Source organism: Campylobacter sp. FU_520, from assembly GCF_025772385.1.
GTDB classification, from domain to species: Bacteria; Campylobacterota; Campylobacteria; order Campylobacterales; family Campylobacteraceae; genus Campylobacter_D; species Campylobacter_D lari_C.
In genome coordinates, this window is record NZ_JAKMRZ010000011.1 from 18,148 (window position 1) to 40,937 (window position 22,790).

At 28.4% G+C, this 22,790-nt stretch carries 18 protein-coding genes and 1 other RNA gene; 9 read left to right on the plus strand and 10 right to left on the minus strand.

From position 1 onward, the window contains the following. Window positions 1-25 precede the first annotated feature (25 nt). Window positions 26-1,831 (minus strand): selenocysteine-specific translation elongation factor, encoded by a 1,806-nt coding sequence (gene selB / locus L8W55_RS05370; protein ID WP_263677697.1) that lies wholly within the window; start codon window positions 1,829-1,831, stop codon window positions 26-28. Continuing rightward, the gene (selA, locus tag L8W55_RS05375) at window positions 1,824-3,155 is read right to left on the minus strand and encodes an L-seryl-tRNA(Sec) selenium transferase (RefSeq protein ID WP_263677698.1); all 1,332 of its coding nucleotides are present in this window, start codon (window positions 3,153-3,155) and stop codon (window positions 1,824-1,826) included. Before selA ends, selB begins: the two co-directional genes overlap by 8 nt. Before the next feature lie 89 nt (window positions 3,156-3,244). Here selA and L8W55_RS05380 point away from each other — a divergent pair, with 89 nt between their 5' ends. After that, entirely contained in the window at window positions 3,245-4,897 is a 1,653-nt protein-coding gene (locus tag L8W55_RS05380) for a 4Fe-4S dicluster domain-containing protein (protein WP_263677700.1), read from the plus strand. Between the two features lie 10 nt (window positions 4,898-4,907). Here L8W55_RS05380 and L8W55_RS05385 read toward each other — a convergent pair whose 3' ends face one another. The 4 genes from L8W55_RS05385 to modA all read right to left on the minus strand — a co-directional run bounded on the left by L8W55_RS05385 (window position 4,908) and on the right by modA (window position 7,394). Then, window positions 4,908-5,222 carry a DMT family transporter gene (locus L8W55_RS05385; RefSeq protein ID WP_261530402.1) on the minus strand — a complete coding sequence of 105 codons (315 nt, stop codon included), beginning with the start codon at window positions 5,220-5,222 and terminating at the stop codon, window positions 4,908-4,910. A 191-nt stretch (window positions 5,223-5,413) separates the two neighbouring features. Further along, window positions 5,414-6,268 (minus strand): sulfate/molybdate ABC transporter ATP-binding protein, encoded by an 855-nt coding sequence (locus L8W55_RS05390; protein WP_263677702.1) that lies wholly within the window; start codon window positions 6,266-6,268, stop codon window positions 5,414-5,416. Continuing rightward, window positions 6,262-6,651 carry a hypothetical protein gene (locus tag L8W55_RS05395; protein WP_261530404.1) on the minus strand — a complete coding sequence of 130 codons (390 nt, stop codon included), beginning with the start codon at window positions 6,649-6,651 and terminating at the stop codon, window positions 6,262-6,264. The genes L8W55_RS05390 and L8W55_RS05395 overlap by 7 nt, the downstream gene beginning before the upstream one ends. Continuing rightward, entirely contained in the window at window positions 6,648-7,394 is a 747-nt protein-coding gene (gene modA, locus L8W55_RS05400; protein WP_263677704.1) for a molybdate ABC transporter substrate-binding protein, read from the minus strand. Before modA ends, L8W55_RS05395 begins: the two co-directional genes overlap by 4 nt. Before the next feature lie 220 nt (window positions 7,395-7,614). Between modA and L8W55_RS05405 the strand changes: the two genes are divergently transcribed. Genes L8W55_RS05405 through L8W55_RS05415 form a run of 3 tightly spaced genes read left to right on the plus strand, consistent with a single transcriptional unit; the run spans window position 7,615 to window position 11,309 of the window. Beyond that, window positions 7,615-8,301, plus strand: a complete 687-nt coding sequence (locus L8W55_RS05405; protein ID WP_263677706.1) for a VacJ family lipoprotein — start codon at window positions 7,615-7,617, stop codon at window positions 8,299-8,301. Between the two features lie 9 nt (window positions 8,302-8,310). Then, entirely contained in the window at window positions 8,311-8,880 is a 570-nt protein-coding gene (locus L8W55_RS05410) for an ABC transporter substrate-binding protein (RefSeq protein ID WP_263677707.1), read from the plus strand. Then, complete coding sequence (locus L8W55_RS05415; RefSeq protein ID WP_263677708.1) at window positions 8,880-11,309, plus strand: efflux RND transporter permease subunit; 2,430 nt, start codon at window positions 8,880-8,882, stop codon at window positions 11,307-11,309. Before L8W55_RS05410 ends, L8W55_RS05415 begins: the two co-directional genes overlap by 1 nt. A 61-nt stretch (window positions 11,310-11,370) precedes the next feature. Here L8W55_RS05415 and rdgB read toward each other — a convergent pair whose 3' ends face one another. Continuing rightward, window positions 11,371-11,988, minus strand: a complete 618-nt coding sequence (gene rdgB / locus L8W55_RS05420) for an RdgB/HAM1 family non-canonical purine NTP pyrophosphatase (RefSeq protein WP_263677709.1) — start codon at window positions 11,986-11,988, stop codon at window positions 11,371-11,373. A gap of 76 nt (window positions 11,989-12,064) precedes the next feature. On the opposite strand from rdgB, the gene L8W55_RS05425 reads away from it, so the two are divergent. Further along, window positions 12,065-13,366, plus strand: coding sequence for an MFS transporter (locus L8W55_RS05425; protein WP_263677711.1), 1,302 nt, complete (start codon window positions 12,065-12,067; stop codon window positions 13,364-13,366). Window positions 13,367-13,372: 6 nt separating this feature from the next. Here L8W55_RS05425 and L8W55_RS05430 read toward each other — a convergent pair whose 3' ends face one another. Further along, window positions 13,373-14,416, minus strand: a complete 1,044-nt coding sequence (locus L8W55_RS05430) for an AI-2E family transporter (RefSeq protein ID WP_263677713.1) — start codon at window positions 14,414-14,416, stop codon at window positions 13,373-13,375. Further along, window positions 14,406-15,416: a Holliday junction branch migration DNA helicase RuvB gene (ruvB, locus tag L8W55_RS05435; protein ID WP_220566281.1), complete on the minus strand. Its 1,011-nt coding sequence runs from the start codon at window positions 15,414-15,416 to the stop codon at window positions 14,406-14,408. Before ruvB ends, L8W55_RS05430 begins: the two co-directional genes overlap by 11 nt. Before the next feature lie 87 nt (window positions 15,417-15,503). Between ruvB and L8W55_RS05440 the strand changes: the two genes are divergently transcribed. After that, window positions 15,504-15,914 (plus strand): hypothetical protein, encoded by a 411-nt coding sequence (locus L8W55_RS05440; protein WP_039619086.1) that lies wholly within the window; start codon window positions 15,504-15,506, stop codon window positions 15,912-15,914. A 1-nt stretch (window position 15,915) separates the two neighbouring features. After that, window positions 15,916-16,274: a transfer-messenger RNA gene (gene ssrA / locus L8W55_RS05445) on the plus strand. 124 nt (window positions 16,275-16,398) lie between these two features. Here ssrA and L8W55_RS05450 read toward each other — a convergent pair. Continuing rightward, on the minus strand, window positions 16,399-17,382 hold the full coding sequence (locus L8W55_RS05450) for a DUF3800 domain-containing protein (RefSeq protein ID WP_263677715.1): 984 nt from the start codon (window positions 17,380-17,382) through the stop codon (window positions 16,399-16,401). A 137-nt stretch (window positions 17,383-17,519) separates the two neighbouring features. Here L8W55_RS05450 and L8W55_RS05455 point away from each other — a divergent pair, with 137 nt between their 5' ends. After that, window positions 17,520-21,272 (plus strand): class I SAM-dependent DNA methyltransferase, encoded by a 3,753-nt coding sequence (locus L8W55_RS05455; RefSeq protein ID WP_263677717.1) that lies wholly within the window; start codon window positions 17,520-17,522, stop codon window positions 21,270-21,272. A gap of 1 nt (window position 21,273) precedes the next feature. Further along, window positions 21,274-22,767 (plus strand): DUF4435 domain-containing protein, encoded by a 1,494-nt coding sequence (locus L8W55_RS05460; protein ID WP_263677718.1) that lies wholly within the window; start codon window positions 21,274-21,276, stop codon window positions 22,765-22,767. The last annotated feature ends 23 nt before the right edge of the window (window positions 22,768-22,790 follow it).

Genomic DNA, 22,790 nt, shown 5'->3' on the forward strand with positions numbered 1-22,790 from the left:
AATTATAAAATGTAAATTTTAACACTTAGACTTTTAGCATTCTTTTTTCCTCGATTTTTATCACTTGAGGATAGTTTTTATCAAGGTATTCTAAATAAGCTATGGCGTATTTTCTTGAAATTTGAAAATGATTTTTTACAAAAGCGACATCTAAATGATGATCTTGCAAAAGCTTTAAAAACTCTTGCATGAGATTTTCAAGGGCATTTTTTTCTATAAAAAGATTATGTGCTAATCTTTTGACTTTGTTTTCTTTGGTGAGTTTTTTTAAGATAAGATCTCCATTTTTCCTATCAAGTTCTAAATATTCATAAAGATTATAAGGTGCGGTAGGTTTTATACCTTCTTTTTTTAAAATTTCATAAAGCTCACAATGAGCCTTTTCTTGTAATTTTTCAAAATTTTGTCCTTTTAAAAACCATATGCCATCTTTAAAATCTAATTTTTCTTGCATTTGCTTGAGTACATAAGCACAAAAATTTTCACTCGCCCAGCTAAGCCTTAAGGCGATAGAATGAGGCGAGATTAAAGCATAAGGATTTTTAGAGAAAATAAAATCAATAAATTCTTTTAAAGTTTGCATAGCATTTAGATCGTATACATTTAAAGCTTGCTCATCGACAAAAACATGATCTAAACTTTTTGCTAAGTTTAAAGCTTGCTCATGAGTGAGTTTAAAGCGTTGATAGCTTGAAAGTAATCCAAAGCCAAGTTTGTGAGTTTGTTTTAAAAACTCAAATACTTTTTTAAAATCTTTTTGTTCTAAAAGTGCTAAATACTTAGCTTTTATATCTTTTTTTAAAGGCTCACTCACTGCATTTAATACCACACCACCACTTTTAATGCGCCCATTTTCAAGCAAGATGAATTTATCATCAAAACACAAAGGTAGGCTTTTATCAAACTCTAAACTAATATAAGTTTTATCTTCAAATTCTTTGATTACACTAATTTTTGCATTAAGCTTTTTTGAGCCACTACAAAATTCTAAAATACTCCCGTGTTTAATCTCTGTATTAAAAACAACCCCATCGATACTTTTAAAGCTTTTAAAAACACCTTTTTTACTTAATATATAACCTTTTTTTAGCTCATAATAATCACAATTTAAACTCAAAGCAACTCTATTATAAGCTTTTGCTTCTAAAACATTTTCTTCATGAATTTGTATGTTTTTTACAATGATATCTTTTTGATTTTCAAGGCAAAAGATTTTTTCATTTTTGCTGATTTTTCCTTCATTTAAGCTTCCTGTTACTACCGTTCCTATACCTTTTAGAGAAAAAACCCTGTCAATGTAGTATCTAAAAATCAAATTTTCATCATTTTCTTTAGGCTTTAAACTAAGTAGATAGTTTTTTAAATTTAATATGCTTTGCTCATCATAAATGCTTGTTGGAAAAACTTTTAAGATATTGATTTTAAAAGTTTTTAATTCTTTTAAAAGCTCTGTTTGTTTTTGCGCTAAATCCTTGCATAAATCAACCTTACTTAAAATAAGCACTACATCTTTTACGCCTAAAAATTCCAAAACCCTTAAATGTTCTATACTTTGAGCCTTTAAACCCTCATTTATATCTATGACAAACATACATACTCTAAAGCCAAAAGCACCACTTATCATGGTTTTAATTAAACTTTCATGCCCAGGCACATCGATAAAAGCAATATTTAAATTTTCACTTTTTAAATTTGAAAAGCTAAGATTAATCGTAATACCTTTTTCTTGCTCTTCTTTTAAATCATCACCTTCAAAACCATTTAAAGCTTTAATAAGCGAAGTTTTACCATGGTCAACATGCCCAGCAGTACCTATGATGATACTATGCATGAAATACCTCTTTGATAGCGTGGATTAAACGGTTTAAATCTTTTTCTAAAATACTTCTAAAATCTAGCACAAAATGCCCATTTTCAACACGGCCGATTACGCCTTTTTTTCTAAATTTTTCTTGTAAAAGCAAAGCTTTCTCATCAAAACTTAGCACAAAAGTATCCAAGCTTTTATCAGGCATAGAGCCACCGCCTACTAAACTTTTAGAAGCTTTTAACTCACATTTTGTAGGAATTTTTTCTTTGACAAAGAGTGCTTTTTTTTCTATGGTTTTTAAATCATCATTTAAAAGTTTTAGTGTAGGAATTTTTTCATATTCTTTTTCTAAGTATGCTTTGGTAGTTTCATTTAAAAAAGCTAGAGTGATTTTATCAACCCTTAACATTCTTAGAAGTTGATTTTTCTTTAATTGTTGAATGTATTTTTTCTTTCCAAGTATAATGCCTGCTTGAGTAGAACCAAAAAGTTTATCACCGCTAAAACTTAAAATATCACAATGTTTTAAAAGCTCTTTCACGCTTGGCTCGTTTTTGCTAAGTTGTTTATTAATTTTTTCACACCAGCCAGCACCCAAATCGTAATAAGATATGAGTTTTTTCTTTTTTGTTAAAGCATGAATTTCGTTCAAGCTTACTTCTTCAAAAAATCCTTTAAAAGCAAAATTAGAGCGATGAGTTTTTAAAATCATCTTAGTATTTTCATTGATGGCTTTTTCATAATCATACAGATGAGTTTTATTAGTCGTGCCTACTTCTTTTAGCTTAACACCAGCTGCTAGCATAACTTCAGGAATTCTAAAATTTCCCCCAATCTCAACTAGCTCACTTCTTGAAGTAATAACTTCTTCATTTTTTGCTAAGGTGTTTAAGATCAAAAATACAGCCGAGGCATTATTATTAACAACTAAACAATCTTCGCAATCAAATAATATTTTTAAATTCGCACTAAGTGCGTCATACCTTGAGCCTCTTTTGCCACTTTGCATGTTAAACTCTAAATTTGAATAAGAACAGATGATTTCTTTAGTTCTTTCAAAAATACTCTCATCAATAATACTACGACCAAGATTAGTATGAATGATAACTCCAGTAGCATTGATCAAACTTTGACTTTGCATATTTAAAAACTCATCAATGCTTTGAGCAATTTTACTTAGCAAATCTTGCAAGCTAAAATTTAAATTTTCATTTTTACTTAGTTCTTTTTTACAATTTGAAACAACTATTTTTGCAAAATGAGATCTTAAATACAAAGGATAATTAGCCAAGTTTTCATCGTTTATAAGTGTGTTTATGGGTGGAAAATTTCTAAATTTGTTCATCTTAAACCTTAAGAATAAATTAGTAAAATTATAACTTTTTTATAATGAAATTTATATAATTAAGATTAAAAAATTTAAAAGAGAGCATTATGAAAGATTTTGTATTTTTAGAAAATGAAGATTTAATTCCTTTAAGTGATGATATTAGTATAGTTCAAAAAGCCTGTAACGAAGAAGTTTTTATAGGAAATTCAAAGCTTTTAAACCCTGAAGTTTATGCACCTGAGATTAATTTTTACCTTAAAAACTCACAAGATGATGTGCTAAAAAAAGCTAAAACCATTGAGTCTTTATATAAGATTAGATCTAAAGTTTATGATTTGGGACTTGATTTAGAATATACAAAAGAAGTGGGTAAAAATGTAATTATTGTAAGCAATGAGGATCAAAATGAGCTTATTGAAAGCTTAAAAAAACAAGAATACAAGGTTTTAAAACTAAGCAATGAGCAATGTTTGGGTGTTTTAGGTTGCGTGGGCGAGCTTTGTGTGGTAGCTTTAAAAGATAATGAGCAAGTAGAGATTGATTGTGATTTTTTCTTATATGATGTAAAAAAAGAAAGCTTTGATCAACAAAGTGGTTGTTATGATTTAACTACTTTAAGTCAAGAAGAAATTATAAAACTTTTAAATTCTAATTCTCCAAAATATAAATTTAGAAATTATATTAGTTATGATGATAGCATTTGTCAATACCATGAAAGAAGAAGTATTCATTGTGGAAAATGTGCTGAAATTTGTCCTAGTGTGGCTATTTTAAAAGATGATGAGCAAAGAAAATTAGAATTTTCTCATGTGGATTGTTTAAGCTGTGGTGATTGTGTGGGGATTTGTCCTAGTGGGGCGCTTGATTATGCACCTATGCCACGTAATAGCTTTTATGAAATTTTAAAATTTTATGAAGATAAAATCATTTTAATAATCCCTGAGAAAATGTCTATAGAAAATTTAAATATCACTTTAAAAGAAGATGTAATGCCTTTTATGATTAAAGGCGAAAATTATCTTGATCAAGCACATTTTTTAGCTATGCTTCAAACAAGTGGTGCGAGTGTGATTTTTTATAGTGATGGCTTATCACAAGGTGCTTTAGAAGTAATAGCTTTGATGAATGAAATTTTTCAAAGAAAATTTAAACAAAATGCAATTTTTCTAGCTAAAGATGAAAAAGAACTTTTAGAGGCTATAAATCAAGCACATTTTATAGAAAATCTTAAATTTATTTCTTATAATCCTGCGCTTTTAAAAAGAGAAGATTTTGCTATAAGATTAAGAGAGCTTATAAAAGAAGAAAATTTAGGCAATATCCCAAGCAAAGAATGGATACGCTATGGAAAAATCACTATCAATACAGATACCTGTACCTTATGTCTATCTTGTGTGGGAGCTTGTAATGTAGGAGCTTTAGTAGCTGATGCTAAGGATAATTCTTTGAAATTTAATGCAAGCTTATGTACTACCTGTGGGTATTGTGAGGCAAGTTGTGCTGAAAAAGATACTTTAATGCTTCAAAGAAGTGGGATAGATTTAGAAAAAGAGTATTTTTCTTTTATGGTTTTAGCTCAAGATGAACTTTTTGCTTGTGTAGAGTGTGGGAAAGAATTTGCTACTAAAAAGGCTATTGAAAAAATAGCTAGCATTATGAAGCCAAGATTTATGGGTGATGAAGTTAAGATAAAAACACTATATTGCTGTGCTGAATGTAAAGCAAAAGTAATGATACAAAGTATGAATGTGCTTTAAGCCAAAAGGCTTAAGCACTAAGTTTTAATCCCACCACTCCAGTGATGATTAAAATAATAAAAAAGATTTTATTAATGGTTATTGCTTCTTTAAAGATTAAAAATCCCACCACGCTAACTAATGCCAAACCACAACCTGCCCAAGTTGCATAAGCTATGCTTAAATCAATTTTTTTCAAAGCATAAAATAAGCCTGCTAAAGAAAATGAAAAAAACACCGCAAAAACGATTAAATAAAGATTATTTTTACTTATGCTTGCATACTTCATCGAGCTTGTTGCAATCACTTCAAAAACTATACTAATTGCTAATACCAACCAATGCATTTTATATCCTTTTAAATTAATTTAAAAATGAAATTACAAAAGGATAAAAGGTGGGGCAGTAGGGGCTATAAAATAACCACAAGATAATCTTATCTTCCATTTTGTCCATAAGCTAGTATAAAATTTTAAGATAAAAAATCCATAAGTCATTTATAACCTTGCAATAATTTATCTTATTTTAGCATTGTTTTTTATATCTTAGTTAAATTTAGCGCAAAAGCTTTTTGACTTAAAAGCACTTCATCATTTTCTTTAAAATCTTTAGCTTCTAAAGGACTTAGCACTACTTGGCTGATTTGATTGCCTATGGCAAGTATGGCTATAAATATGCTATCTTGTTTTTGTAGTTTTAAAATGCGTGCTTTTATGGCAAATTTTTGCGAGCCTTGTGTCTTTAAAAAAACTTCATTAGGCGAGCCTTCTTTGATGATGGCTCCATTTTCTAAAATGATGACTTTATTAGCTAGTTTATAAACTTCACTTACATCATGGCTGATTAAAATAGTAGTGATTTTATAAGTTTTATGTATATTTAAAAGATAATCATGCAAGTGTAGTTTTATCTCATTATCTAAGGCGCTAAATGGCTCATCTAAAAGTAAAAGTTTGGGTTTTTGCATAATAGCTCTTGCTAAAGCTACGCGTTGTTTTTGTCCCCCGCTTAGTTCTAAAATATGACTTTTTTTGTGTTTGCTTAAATCTAAAAGTTCTAAAAGCTCATTAGCAAATTTTAGATCTTTTTTGGAAAAAAGTAAGTTTTGCTCTACATTCATATTTTCAAATAAAGCATAATCTTGAAAAACAAAGCCAAGTTTTCTTTTTTGTGGGCTTAGAAAGTTTTTATCATCAAAAAATATAATATCGTTAAAAGTGCAAATTCCTTGTGCTTTTTCAAAACCTGCTAAAATTCTCAAAAGCGTAGTTTTACCACTACCACTTTTTCCAAAAATAGCACAAAATTCTCCTTCTTTAACTTCAAATTTAACCTTAAGTTTAAATTCTTTTTCTTTATTTTTAAAGATTTTTTCAAAGTCAAGTTTTAGCATAAATAATCTTTGATAAATAAAGCACTAGGATGTACATAAGCAAATACAAAATCATTTTTTTGATAATTTTGTTCTAAAAACTCATGGGTGCTAATTTGAGCTTCGAAAGTGCAAATTTCATTTTTTAATCTTATGATAGTGATGATTTGTCCTTGAAAAATATCAATGATTTTTGCATAAAAGGTATTTAAAAATGAGTTTTCTAAATTTTTTTTACTAAGCAAGCACTCGCTACTTTTAAAAGCTAGTAAAACTTCTTGATCAATGCTTGCTTTTTCATCAAGCTCTAAAGCAAGCATATATAATTTATGTTTATTTATAAGAAATTCTACCCAGTTTATATTTTCATGATTTTTTATAGTATTTATTTTAGCTTTAATCATGGGATATTATAGCCATAAGCTTTGAAAATTTCCTTAGCCTTTTTGCTTAAAATAAAATCATAAAATTTCTTAGCCTTGGCATTATCTTTACCATAAGAAGTGATAACAATGCCTTGATTGATTGGTTCATAAAGCTTTGGATCGATTAAAATATAATTTTTTCCTTCTTGGAGTTTATAAGATTTTAGCGTATCTTCATATAAAGCACTTGCTGCTATAAAACCCACATCGGCTGCTTTTAGTGTTTGAGTAAGTGCTTCTCCTATAGATTTTGCCTCGACGATTTTAGCTTTTGTTTGCTCATAAATTTTAGCATTTTGTAAAGTTTCTATACTAGCTTGACCATAAGGAGCAGCTTTGGGATTAGCTATGGTGATGATTTTTACTTTTTCTTCTTTAAGTGTGTCTAATCCTTTGCTTAAATCCATTCTAACACTGAGTAAAGCTAAAGCTCCTTGAGCATAAATAACAGGTTTTGTGCTAGCAAAATTATCATCATACAAGCTTTGTGCAAATTTCATATTTGCAGCCATAAATATATCAAATGGCGCTCCATTTTTAATTTGTGAGACTAAATTTCCACTAGCGCCTAAGCTCACATTGATACTAATATCAGGGTTTTCTTTTTGAAATTCTTTTTGCAAGGCTTTAAAAGCATAAGCTACATTTGCAGCTGCAGCGATATTTACATCAGCGCCATAGCCAAAAATACACAAAAAAAGTAGGGTGAAAATTTTTTTCATTTTTTATCCTTTTGGTGGTAAATTTTGAAAAAATTATAGCTTATTTTTAAAAGCAAAAATAAATTTGTATTTTTTGCATATTTTCTAAGACTTATTTCATAAGCAAATAAAAAATTTTAATTTTTTTAAAGAATATTTTAAAAGCATTTTAATGTAAAAATTTATTTTAATTTTTGTATAATTTAAGATTTTAATTTATGAAATTTTAAAAGGAAAAAGCTTGTTAAAATACATACTAACCTTGTGTTTATTTTTTAACACTTTGATTTTAGCAAATGACTTTGAAGATTTTGAACAAGAATATCAAAAAAAAGAAGTCAAAGATAGCTTTTATATCTATAATAAAGCTATGAGTAAGTTTAATTATGATCTTTATACTTATTTTTTAAGACCGGTTGCACTTTCTTATAAAAGCATTACTCCAAGTTTTATAAGAACAGGAGTAAAAAATGCTTTTGATACCACAAGATCGCCTTTTAGATTTATCAATCACCTTTTAAGTTTGGAATTTAGAAAAGCTGGCGAGGAATTTGGAAGATTTTGTGTGAATGTGATTTTTGGATTTGGTTTGTTAGATAGTGCAAGTAAAACTCCTTTAAAAAGTTATGAGGCTGATTTTGGAACGACTTTGGGCAAATGGGGAGTAGGCAGTGGAGCACACTTAGTGCTTCCATTTTTAGGTCCTTATAATGTAAGAGATGCTTTAGCTTTACCTGTAAATTGGTTTATGGTGCCTGAGGGATATATTGAGAATTTTTGGGTTGGTGTGGGTGTAAATGCTGCATTAAAACTCAATGAATTAAGTTTTGAGTATGAAAAAATAGATGATATTTACCAAAATAGTGTAGATTATTATATTTTTATACGCGATGCGTATGAACAAAGACGCCAAGAACTCATCAAATAAGGAGATAAAATGAAAAAAATCATAGTTTTACTTTTTAGTGTAGTATTTACTTTTGCTCTAAATTTGCAAGATATTTCTAAAACCATGCAAGAAAAGATTGATGAGAGCTTAAAAATTTTAGATCAAAATAAAAACGATAAAGCTAAAGCGGCGGAAAAAATCTTTACTTTATTTGATGGTGTTTTTGATTATGAGCTTATGGCTAAGCTTAGTCTTTCTACAAGATATGAAAAATTAAGTGAAAATGAAAAAAATGAATTTAACAAAGCCTTTGAAAAAAATCTTAAAAAAAGTTTCACAGATAAGCTCGCTTTGTATGATTCTCAAAAATTAAAAGTGATTAATTTAGAAGAAAAAAACAAAAGAGCCTTTTTGAAAACTTCTATGATAGTAGATGGTAAAGAAAATTTTGTAATCTTTAAATTTTATGATAAAAATAATGATTGGCAAATTTATGATGTAGATATTTTTGGTATAAGTATCATACAAACTTATCGCTCACAATTTAAAGATGTCTTACAAAATGGTGATTTTAAAACCTTGCTTGAAAAGCTTTCTAGTGTTGATTTTTCTAAATAATGCTAAGTAAAATTTTAAAAATCTTTCTTAATTTCCCAAAGCTAACTTTGGGGATTACTTTAGTCTTTTGTATATTTTTTAGTTTTTTTGCTAAAAATTTAAGTGTTGATGCAAGTGCTGAAAGCTTGCTTTTAGAGCATGATGAGGGTTTGAAGCTATATAGAGAAGTTTCAGCGCGTTATGGCAATGATAATTTTTTAATGCTTGCTTTTGCTCCTAAAAATAAAGATATTTTTACTAAAGAAAATTTAGAAACTATAAAAAACTTAACTCTTGATTTAGAAAAAATCAATGGAGTACAAAAGGTATTTTCTATTGCTAATGCGCCTTTACTTGCAAGTTCTAAAGGTAAAGAGTTAAAAGAACTTATCCAAAATATACCTAATATTTTTAGTCAAGATGTAGATATTAATCTAGCTAAAAAAGAAATTTTAAACCAACCCTTTTATAAAAATAATATCATCTCAAAAGATGGAAAAACAACAGGAATTTTGATTTATCTAGCGCCTGATCTTGTTTATAATGACTTGATTAATTCAAGGGATAATGCAAAAAGTGAAAATGAAAAAGAACATTTTAGAGCCTTGATTAAAAAACACCAAGAAAACTCAAGAGAATTTAGTGCAAAAAGATTAGAAGAAATTACTAAAATAGTATCTAAATATAGTCAAAATGGAGACTTTTTGCACCTTGGTGGTGTAGAAATGATCGCTAATGATATGATTAATTATGTAAAAAGTGATTTAAAAATTTATGGTCTTAGTTTAGTAGGGCTTTTATTTATAGCACTTTGGTGGTTTTTTGGCTCTTTGCGTTTAGTGTTTTTGGCTTTGGGAATTTGTGTGATTTCGCTTTTTACTTCAAGCGGGATTTTCGCACTTTTGGGCTTTGATATTACTGTGGTGTCTTCAAACTATGTAGCTTTAGTACTTATTATTACCGTTTCTGTTGTGATACACTTAATCGTGCATTTTATAGAAAATTTACACAAACACCCAAAAGCTAGCGTTTATAAGCTTTTACTCTCAACCTTACTTGATAAAGCAAGTCCTAGTTTTTTTGCTATTTTAACCACAGTTGTTGGGTTTTTAAGTTTTGTTTTTTCAGATATTGAGCCTATTATTAAACTTGGTATTATGATGAGTCTTGGCATTAGTGTGAGTTTGATTTTAGCTTATATTTATTTTGCAAGTATTTTGGTATTAATGCCGCGTTTAAATTTTAAAGAGCTTAATCAAAATTCGTTGAAATTTTTAAGTTTTTGTGCAAATGTAAGTTTAAAACATAGAAAAATTATCTATGGCATAAGTTTATTTTGTGTGGCTTTTGCTTTGTATGGAATTTTGCAAATTAAAGTAGAAAATAGTTTTGTGAGTTATTTTAAAGATAGTTCTAGGATTAAACAAGGTTTGTTGATTATAGATAAAGAGCTAGGTGGAACTATGCCTTTAGATGTGATTGTCAAATTTAAGCAAGGTCCAAAACAAAATGAAAGCTTAGATGAGTTTGAACAAGAATTTGATGATTTAGCAAAAGATGATAGGTATTTTTTTAGTAGTGAAAAAACAAGAATAGCTGCTAAGGTTCATGAATTTTTAAGTAAGCAAAAATATGTAGGCTCTGTGCTTAGCTTGCAAAGTTTGCTAGAGCTTGGAAAAAGCATTAATGATGGTAAGGCTTTAGATGATTTTGCCTTAGCGTTTTTATATGAAAATTTAGATGAGAATTTTAAAAAGCAAGTTTTAACCCCTTTTGTAAGTGTAGAAAATAATGAGTTGCGATTTAGCGTGCGTATGCTAGATAGTGATCCAAATTTAAGACGCGATGCTTTTTTAAAACAGCTTGAAAAAGACCTAAAAGAACTTTTACAAAATGATAATGTAGAGGTTAAAATCAGTGGTATTATGCCTTTGTATAACAATATGCTTCAAAGTCTTTTTTCATCACAATTTGACACTTTAGCCTTTGTGGTGCTTGTGATTTTTGCTTTGTTTGTGGTGATTTTTAGAAGTTTTGTTTATGCTTTTGTGGCGATTTTGGCTAATCTCATACCTTTAGCTTTAGTGTTTGGCTTAATGGGTGTTTTAAATATACCACTTGATATTATGAGTATTACCATAGCTGCTATTTGTATAGGAATAGGGGTTGATGATATGATTCATTATATTCATCGTTTTAAAGAAGAGTTAAAACATAAAAGCTTAGAAGAGGCTATAAAAGCTTCACATATAGGTATAGGAAGTGCGATTTATTATACTAGTGTTACGATTATTCTAGGTTTTTTAGTGATGATTAGCAGTAATTTTATCCCGACGATTTATTTTGGCTTGCTTACAGTTTTAGCTATGAGTTTGCTTTTATTTGGTTCGCTTTTTTTATTACCAAGTTTTATTTTAACTTATCATTATTTTAAAGCAAAATTAAAATAAAGTAAAATCCAAATCACATAAACACCAAAAGCAATAAGCATATATTTTATAAATTGTTTCATTAATGCTCCATTTTTTCTAATGCTCTTAAGATATAAGTAGCAAACATTAGTGCTTGTGAGCGGTGTGAAATTTTTAATTTTACTTGCTCATCTAATTCGCCCAAGGTTTTATCAAAATCTTTTGGGATAAATAAAGGATCATATCCAAAGCCATTATTACCCCTTGGAGTATCAATAGCAAGACCATGCATATATCCATGCGTGCTAAAATGTCCATATTTTGAGCTTATGGCTATGGCTGCAGTGTAAAAAGCTTTGCTTTGATGTAAGTTTTTTTCATGTAAGGCTTGGATGAGTTTGTTTCTATTGGCCCCATCAGTGCCTTCTTGAGAGTATCTTGCAGAAAAAATCCCTGGTGCATTATCTAAAGCCTCTACGCTTATACCGCTATCATCACTTAAAGTGATAAATTCATCTTGCTTTTTGCCTAAAGCATTAAAAATAGCTTTAGATTTTATCAAAGCATTTTCTTTAAAACTCGTGCCATCTTCGATGATTTCAAAAGGGGTGATGATTTCATTTAAGGCATAAATTTCATAAGTAGTTAAAAATTTTTTGATTTCTTCTACTTTGTGTGCGTTAGAAGTTGCTAGAATGATTTTTAATTTTTTCTTCATAAAATACTCTTTTTGTTTTGACTTTAAAAAAAGTTTATCAAAATCATAGTAAAATTATCCTTTATAAGGAGAAAAGATGTTAAAAACCGTTTTACCTTTGTCTTTTATTGTAGGAACTAGATTTTTTGGATTATTTATAGTTTTGCCGGTTTTAAGTTTATATGCTTTAAATTTAAAAGGAGCCAATGAGTTTTTAGTAGGGCTTTTAGTAGGTGTGTATGCTCTAACTCAAATGGCATTGCAAGTTCCTTTTGGTATTATTTCAGATAAAATAGGGCGTAAAAAAACTATGCTAATAGGACTTGTGGTGTTTATCATAGGTTCTTTGGTATGTTCATATGCTGATGATATTTATACGATGATGTTTGGAAGGCTTTTACAAGGAGCAGGAGCCATAGGAGCAGTAGCTACTGCTATGATAAGTGATTTTATCAATGAAGAAAATCGCGGTAAGGCTATGGCTATCATGGGTTCATTTATAGGACTTTCTTTTGCAGCTTCTTTGGTGCTTTCTCCTTTAATGAGTGCTAAATTTGGACTTTCAAGTTTGTTTGATTTAAGTGCTATTTTGAGTTTAATTTGTATCGTACTTTTATTTAGCGTTGTGCCAAAAGAGCATACAATAGTGCATGAAAATACTAAAACTCCATTAAAAAAACTTTTAAAAGAAAAAAACTTAGCTTTGATGAATCTTACTAATTGTATGCAAAAAATGCTTATGAGTATTGCGTTTTTAAGTATTCCTTTGGTTTTGGTGCATGAGTTTAATTACCCAAGTGAGAATTTATGGCATGTTTATGTTAGCTCTATGGTGCTTGGGTTTTTAGCTATGGGTTTATCAGGATCTTTGGGAGAAAAAAGAGGCTTAAGCAAAGAGATATTGCTTTTAGGTGTGGCATTTTTTATCATAGCTTATATTATATTTGCTTTTTCGCATAATGCTTTAGTGTTTATGGTGGGTGTTGTAGTGTTTTTTATAGGATTTAATTTGCATGAGCCTATTATGCAAAGCTGTGCGAGTAAATTTGCTAAGGTAAATGAAAAAGGCGCAGCTTTGGGTGTATTTAATGCTTTTGGTTATTTTGGAAGCTTTTTAGGTGGTGTTGTTGGAGGGTATTTTTTGCACCATTTTAGTTTAGTCATTCTTGCTTTTATTTTGATAGCTTTGTCTGTAATTTGGTTTGTGTTGCTTTTGTTTTTACAAAGTCCAGCAGATTTTAAAAACGTCTATTTATCTTTAGAAACAAAACATGATTTAAATATGATTAAAGGCATAAATGGAGTTTTAGATGTGTATAAAAACTCTAAATTTTTAGTGATTAAATATAACAAAAAACTTACAAGTGAAGAAGAAATTTTAGCGATTATTGAAAAATAATCGCTTTTATACAAAATGCTTTTCTTTTAAAATCACATATAATTTTAAAGTAGAAATAAAGAAAGTTAAAATAGCAGGTCCAAGGATAATACCCCAAAAACCAAAGCTTGAAATTCCTGCTATCATCGCAAAGAAAATTAAAAGTTCGTTAATTTGTGTTGGAATTTGAACAAGTTTTTCATTGATCCATTTAATGATGTAAGGCTTTACTAAAGTATCTGCGATAAAAGATATCATTACTACGCTATAAATGAAAATCACTAAAGCACCGCTTAGATTGTTATTTGCAAATTCATATAAAGAAACAGGCACATAAATTAATGCCCCGCCTACAACAGGGATTAAAGAGCTAAAGCAAAATAATATCCCCATTAAAATCGCATCATAACCATAAAATTTAGTAATGATAGCAAAAAGCACCCCTTGTAAAATGGCATTTAGCACCATAGAATAAAACACCACAGACATTACATTGCTCACTTCGCTTAAAATACCTTGAGTTTCTTCTTTTTTCATAGGTACTATGCTTTTTATATAGCCAATGAGTTGGGCTCCATAAAGATTAGCAAAGAAATAAAATACGCAAATTAATACCATATCAGTTAGAAATTTAGTGCCAAATTTAGTAGCGCTTGAAAGATAGGTTAAAACATTTTTAGAGATAGAATTTAAGTCAATACTTGCTAGTGCTTCTTTGATTTTGGGTTCTATAAAGCTTAAAGATTCAGGTAAGTGTAGGGAATAATTTTTAAAATATTCTATGGTATTGTGAAAATAGCTTATATCAAAACCTTTTGCAGCCTTTGCTAGTTCTATAATGGCATATACAAAAGGTATAAAAAATAAAGCCAGCATAAAAGCAGTAGTAGCTGCTGCTGCAACGACTTTTTTACCTTTGAAAATATTTAAGAATTTAACATTAACATTAGAAGTAGAAACAGCCATTAAGCTTGCTATGGCTATATTCATCAAAAAAGGTTTAAATAAAAAAAGTACCCAAAATAAAATAAATAAAATAAAGCTAATCAAGAAAAAATTACTATTTTTCATCAAATAAACCCTTGTTGTATTTTAATTTTAAAACATCAAAGCTTTTTAAGCTTGCAATGCGGCCTTTGGCTGTTCTTTCTATATAGCCATTTGCTAGTAAATATGGCTCTATCACATCTTCTATGGTGTTTTCATCCTCACTCAATGCTGCAGCTATACTAGAAAGTCCTATAGGTTTTCTTTTAGCTTCAGTTAAAAGCTCTAAATACCGTAAATCCATCGCGTCAAAACCAAGCTCATTTACCCCTAAGGAATCAAGTGCTTGTTTAGCTCTTTTTTCGCTAATGATTTCTTCATCATTTACATCAGCAAAGTCTCTTACACGCTTAAGCAATCTTAATGCTATTCTTGGGGTTGAGCGACTGCGTTTGGCTATCTCTAAAGAAGCTTTTTTTTCACAAGTTTTATTAAGCTTTAGAGCTGCTTTTTCTAAAATGATAGCAAGTTCTTCATTTTTATAAAATTCCAAGCGAAATTGCATACCAAAGCGATCGCGTAAAGGATTGCTTAGCATGCCTGCTCTTGTAGTAGCGCCTATTAGAGTAAATTTAGGCAAATCGATTTTGATTGTTTGTGCAGCGGGGCCACTACCGATGATAATATCAAGACGAAAATCTTCCATAGCAGGGTAAAGCACTTCTTCTATGGCAGGGCTTAAGCGATGAATTTCATCGATAAATAAAATATCTCCCTCGCTAAGGTTGGTTAAAATCGCAGCTAAGTCCCCGCTTTTTTCTATCATAGGTGCAGCGGTAGTTTTGATATTTGCATTCATTTCATATGAGATAATATTTGCTAAAGTTGTCTTACCAAGTCCTGCAGGCCCACTAAAAAGGATATGATCTAAACATTCGTTTCTTTTTTTAGCAGCTTTGATGAAAATTTCTAAATTTTTTTTAATGTTTTCTTGTCCTATGTAGCCATCAAAATTTGAAGGTCTAAGACTTGTTTCATAAGTTTCATCAGGGGAGAATTTTTCAATCTCTACGATTCTATCCATATTTTTTCCATTTTATTTTGTAAGAAATTTTAATTTTATCTAAAATTTGCTAAAATAAACATTTAAACTTAGATTATAGAAGTTTTTATGGGAATTTTAGAGCAATTAGAGTTAGATTACGAGCTTGAAGAAATCGAGCGTTTTTTGTATTTTTTTAGAAGTCTTTGTGATGTTTTAGAGCCTTTGATAGTAAAGCTAAGCAGTGATAGCTCAAAATACAAAGAAGCTTTAAAAGACTTAGAGCAAAATATTCACAATGTGGTTTGGGCTGCTAAAAGATTAAATTTAGATGAAATTGCAAATTTTTGCACATTTTGTGAGGAAATTATGCAAGAAGCAGCTAAATTTGATGGGCCTGCTAGTGATGAATTTGTGGATTGGATGTTTTTAGTGGGTGAGCAGCTTGATAGATATTGCAGTGATTATGAAAAAAATGCTTCTTTTTTAAGTGTATTTAACCCTCAAATTGCAAATGTTCCTGATAAAATTTCTAAATAACGGGGACGACTTGGCTTCGACAGGAGTAGAGTGGCCTTGGTGGCATGTCGCTTTGAGCAAAGCGTATAAAGCTCAAATTAAAATTAAACGCAAACAACGTTAAATTTGCTCCTGCTTACGCTAAAGCTGCGTAAGTTCAGTTGAGCCTGAATTTTAAGTGATACTATCTAGCTTAGAATTTGGTCATTTTTGATAGTGTAGATTGAAATTTGACAAGTTTTAATTGAAGTTAAAGTCTTAGTCTAGCTTGAAATTTTGGAAGGTGAGTTTGGCTAGATGAAATTTTCACCTTTGCTAAGCATGTAGATGCCGTGGTTGTTTTATTTTTGGACAGGGGTTCAATTCCCCTCGTCTCCACCAAATTTAATCTTTCATATATCGATTTATTAGAATTTAATATTTTAATAATATAATTTCATCAAAGGTTCCTTGCTACTGATAAGACTTCAAGGAAGGCTTCTTTTTAGATAGGTAGTGAGGTCTTTTAATAATACTTTATTATTCTTTCTTTTGTTACAATTTCTTCATCTAAAATATATTTTTTTATTTTCTCATAAAAATATATATCGTTTTTTTCATATTTTCTTTGTATAGCCCAATTGATGTAGTCAATAAGCTGTAAATTAACACTAGAGGCACTACAATGGTGAAAAATATCATATCTTATATTTAAGTTATTATTAGTTATATAAGTATTTACGCCATTTTTTATTGCTTTGATTTGAGTTTGTTTGTTTTTTTGAACGGGTAAATTATCTGTTACTACTATAAAGTTTTTTGATATTTTAAGTTTTTCTAGTAGTTTTATGATTGCATAGCTCAAATTTTCAGCGTAAAAATTAGATTTTTCTTTTATTTTTTCAGGTATGACTTTTGGTTTTTCTAATATATAAGAATAGATTTGTATATCATTGTCTTCAAATTTAGAGATCAGATTAAAAAGATGTTCTCTTATGTGCTTGTTATCTTCGCATGCATGAAATTTCTCTATATCTAGTCTATTATTTAAAGGATTTAAGTTTCTTTCAAGTAAAGAATATCTATAAGATGAGATAGTTTCGTGTAATTTAAAAGGGCGTTTTTTAACTAAAAAGCTAAACATGTAGTATTTAGAACCTTTTTCACTAAAATCCATATCTCCGGATTCATCTACGAAAAAATACAAAACATCTTCAAAAGATTCCAAAAATGATTTTTCGTTAATTTTAAAATCTATCTTCTCAACTTTATTAATATTGTCAAAACTAATAAGATTTAAAATTTCTATAATTTCTCTACGAATATTTTTATCACAATTGTTAAAATCAAAAATGTATTTAGGGTTTACTTTAAAAGTTATCTTTTTCCATATTCCATCAAAGGAATACTCTAAATTTGTATCCTCTAGCTTATCTGCTATATCAAAGTATCTTTTTTGTTTTAGTAAATTTTGAATAAGTTTTATAGCTTTATTATCTGATATATCCATCGTTTTATCTTTCTTTAAAATAAAAATATATTATATTTAATTCTAATTTAAACTACAATATAAAGCCCAATAAGCATTTTCTTAGCATTTTAAAAAGTTCTTTTTGTTATCATTTTAAAAAATACTAAGGTTGTTCTATGAATTTTTATGAAGAAATTAAAAAATATCTTGATAATAATCTTTTTACCAACTATGCTCTAGAGGTGGATTTTCCAAATATTTATAATTTTACTAAAAATGAAAACACATATAAAACAATCTTAGATAATATAATCTGTCTATACAACGCCACTCAAAGAAATTTTCAAAATTATAACGAACATCAATTTGAAGATGAATTTATATCAAAAGTGTTAGACATTTTAGGTTGGAAATTTATAAGACAAGATGAAAAGATCATACAAGGTAAATTAGAAAAGCCTGACTTTTTGCTTTTTAGTGATGAAAATATAAAAGCAAATTATGAAAATTTAGACAAAGAAACAAAAAAATCAAGCAATGAATTCACTATCATCATGGAGTCAAAAGCCTATAATGTGCAAATAGATAATAAAAAAGTAAAAGAAAATCCCCATTTTCAAATTTTAAGATATCTTAGTAATCTTAAGAAAAATTATGGCTTTTTAACTAATGGTAGATTTTGGCGTTTTTATGATAACTCTACACTTAGTGCAAACAAGGTATTTTATGAGATAAATTTAGAACAAATCATAAAAGATAAAAATTACCAAGCTTTTGCGTATTTTTATAGTATTTTTGCTTCAGCAAGTTATACAGAAGAAAAACACATAGAAAAATCTTTACAAGTTAATAAAGAATCAAAAATAAAAATAGAAGATGATTTAAAATCTATCATCTATGGAACTAATGGCAATGAATCTTTATTTGAATTTATAGGTTCTAAGATTTATAACAAAACTAAAGCTGATTTAAAGCTAATCTATGAAAATTCTTTATATTTTGTGTTTAGGCTTTTATTTATTGCTTATTTTGAAGATAAATTTGAAAATATCTTAGAAAAGCATAAATACTTCAAAAGCAAAATTAGCATAAAAACTTTATTGCAAAATTTAAGCGATGATGAAAGCTCAAGTGCTGGCTTTGGCGATTTAGAAATGATATTTCAAATTTATAATAAAGGCAAAGGCAATTTTGACATGCCTGTTTTCAATGGTGGGTTGTTTGATGAGAGCAAAACCACTCTTTTAAACACACCAAAGATTTTCAGCGATAAAGACTTGAAGAAAATTTTAGAACAATTATTATACTACAAAGATAAAAATTTAACTTTTAAAAGAGATTATAAAACCTTAAGCATAGAGCATTTAGGCACGATTTATGAAGGCTTGCTTTCTTACTTTTTTGAAGTAGCAAATGAAGATATTTACTATGTAAGCTATAAAGAAAAATCAAAAGAAATAGAGTGTTATTTTGATAATTATGACTTTAAAATTTTAGAAAAATCAAAAAAATTAGAAAAATACACCTTTTATGAAAAAGGACAAATTTATCTAAAAAATACCAGCAACTCAAGAAAAGCAAGTGCAAGCTTTTATACACCTCAATCCATAGCTAATTTTTTAATCCAAAGTGCTTTAAAAGACAAACTAAACAATGAAAACATTTTGAAATTTAAAATTCTAGACAATGCTTGCGGTAGTGGGCATTTTTTAGTTGGAGTTTTAAATGCTATCACGCATATTGTTTTATCAGATTTTGAACATTTTACAAATTTAAAGCAACTCCACGAACAAGAAAAAGAAAATATCGCAAATCATATAAAAGATTTCACGCAAGATTATGAGTTAGATGAAAGTGATGTTTTAAAACGACTTTTGCTAAAACGCATTATTTATGGAGTGGATTTAAATCCATTTAGTATAGAGCTTACTAAGCTTAGTCTTTGGATAGATAGTTTTATCTTTGGAACCCCACTTTCTTTTATAGAACATCACATAAAATGTGGCAATGCTTTGCTAGGCTCAAGTATAAGTGATTTTGAAAATTTAATAAAGCAAAATAAAGAAAATATTTTCACAAATTCCATTACTCAAGAATTTGAAATTTTACAAGAAGTATTTGAAAAGCTTGATAATCTACAAGATACCAACGAAGAACAAATCAAACAATCCAAACAAATCTATCAAAATGAAATCACACCAAAACTTGATAAGTTAAATTTATATCTAAACTATATCAACTCACTTCATTTTGCTAACAAAGAAGAATTACAAATTCTAAAAGCCCTAAGTCAAGATGATATACAAAATTTAAGCCAAAATAAACAAGCAAAAGCTATCATTAGCAAATATCAAAAAGAATTTAACTTCTTTAATTATGAGTTAGAATTTCCTGAAATCATAGAAAATCAAGTCTTTAAAGGCTTTGATATTATCATAGGTAATCCACCTTGGGATAAAACTAAATTTAGTGATGATGATTTCTTTCCACAATATAAAAGCGATTATAGAAGCTTAATTGCTAGCAAGAAAAAAGAAATTCAAGACAATTTGCTAGCAAAAGATTATATAAAGCAAAATTATGAAAAACAAAAAGCATATATAAATGATTTAAACGAGTATTATAAAAAAGCTTATCCGCTAAATAAAGGTAGTGGAGATGGAAATTTATTTCGTCTTTTTGTAGAAAAAAATCTTTCTCTTTTAAAACAAGATGGAAATTTAGCTTATGTGCTTCCTAGTGCTTTGATGTTTGAAGATGGAAGTTTGACTTTAAGAAAAGAAATTTTAGAAAATAAAACTTTAGAATATTTTTATAGTTTTGAAAATAGACAAGCTATATTTGCTGATGTAGATTCAAGATATAAATTTGCTCTTATGCTTATAAAAAACACACAAGCAAATAATGCCCATAAGATCAAAACGATGTTTTATAAAACAGATATAAACTCATTAAAAAACAAAGATGAAATTTTAACTCTAAATTTAGAAGATATCAAAAAGTTAAGCCCAACTCACCTAGCCTTAATGGAGCTAAAAGACAAGCAAGCTTTAGAAATTCTAAGAAAATGCTACAATGCTTTTCAAACCTTGTCTTTTGATTATATAGATTTTAGAAATGAACTTCATATGACAAATGATAAAGATTTGTTTATAGAAGAATTTGAGGAAGGACTTTTGCCCTTATATGAAGGTAAAATGATACATCAATTTAATGCAAATTTTAGCCAAGCTACTTATTTTTTAAAAAAGGCTCATTTTGATGAGCGTTTAAAAAGCAAAGAACTTTCAAGAGCTAAAAAGGCCACCGGCGAAGAACTAAAGCCTGATTTGATAAAATATGATAGAGAATTTTTTAGACTTGCTTATAGAGCTGTTGCAAGTGATACTAATGAAAGAACCTTGATAGCTTCTTTACTACCAAAAAATTGTGGTTTTGGAAATAGTATGTTTGCAAATGCACCAAAACAATATATTTTAAAAGATGATGAAAATTGTATAGATGTAGTGCCTTATGAAAGAATTTTGCTTGTTTTGGCTTTGTTAAATTCTTTAGTGGTTGATTTTATCATAAGAAATATGGTGCAAATCAATGTAAGTAAAACCTACTTAGAAAGAATTCCTCTGCCTCAACCAAGTGATGATGAAATTCAAAATAATGAAATCTATAAAACCCTAGCTAAAAATGCCTTGCTTTTACAGCTTTACAATGATCAAAATCATCATTTTGATGAGCTAAAACAAGAATTTAACATAAATGATGATGAAATTCCAAAAACTAAAAAAGCTTATGATATCTTAAGAGCAAAAAATGATTTATTAGTTAAAGAGCTTTATAGTTTAAGTGATGATGAATTTTCTTACATGATAAGCACTTTTAAAGTCTTAAATGAAAAACAAAGTGAATATGTAGCATTATTAAGGAATTAAGATGGGAGAATATATTTATTATTTGCCTGATGAAAATGGAGATAAAAAAGAATTTAAAACAAATGCAAATTCTATCATAATCGTAGGTGCTAATGGCTCAGGTAAAAGTAGGCTTGGAGCTTGGATGAAAAATAATGAAAATATACATATTATTGCTTCAAAAAGATTGTATTATATAGATGAAAAAATTGAATACGTGTATTCAGATGCGTCAGATAGTAATAACTTAGAGATAAAAGATATACAAGATGACTATACTACTGTGATATCTAATTTATTTTTTAAACAACTTAGGGAAATTCTTTTGAGAAACAAAGAAGAGCCTATTACAACTTGTGTGGATTATTTATTTGATATTTTTAAAGAAACCACACAGAAAGAATTAGGAATAAATCATGATAATAAATTTTATATAAAACATAAAGATTATGAAATAATTAATTTTAGCAGAGGAGAAGAATTGATTTTATATTCAATAGCTAAAATATTAACAATACCAATTAAGGACAATAAACAACAAACTATTATAATTGATGAGCCAGAATTACACTTACATCCATCTTTAACTAACAGACTTTGGAGTGTTTTAGAAAAGCATAGGCAAGATTGTTTATTCATATACATAACGCATGATTTAAATTTTGCCGCAAATCATATAGAAGCGGATAAATTTTGGATTAAATCTTACAATGGGCAAAAATGGGAAATAGAAAAAATAGAAAAAAATGATATGTCGCAAGAATTATTTTTAAAACTTTTAGGTGCTAGAAGAGATATTTTATTTGTAGAGGGAAAAAGTGAAAGTTTAGACACTAAAATTTATAGCATATTATATCCACAATATCAAATCATACCATGTAGTAGTTGCGAAAATGTTTTAAACTATACAAAAACTTTCAACGAACAAAATGCCTTGCATGGTTTTAATGCTTATGGGATTATAGATAGAGATTTTAGAACACAAGAGGAAATAGATAGTGCAAATAAAAATAAAGTGAAAGTTTTAGAAGTGGCTGAAGTTGAAAACTTATTTTTATTAGAATGTATTATTTTAGCTATTTTAGAACAATCAGATGCAAGAGAAAAATTTGAAGAAGTAAAAGATTATATCTTTGAAATAAAATATAAAAATGTTCTACAAAGTCAAATTTCAGAAAAATTAGAAAAAGAAGTAAAACATAAATTAAAATCTATATTTAAAGAATCAAAAACACCCAAACAAATACAAGAAAAGATTGGTTCTTTGGAGCAACTAATAGGTTTTGAAAACTTACATAAAGATATTGAAAATAAATTTAATTCTGTATATGAAAGTAAAGATTATGATGAATTGTTAAAAATATTTAATCAAAAAGGAATTTTTAAAGATGGTGTATTTTTAAGCAAAGTAGGCAAAACAAAAGATACTTATACAAAATCGGTTTTAAAATTATTAAGAGAAAATGAAGAGCTTAGAAAAGAAGTTTTAAAATATATTCCAAGTTTTAAAGAATAATTCTTTGCAAGATAATCCTTGCA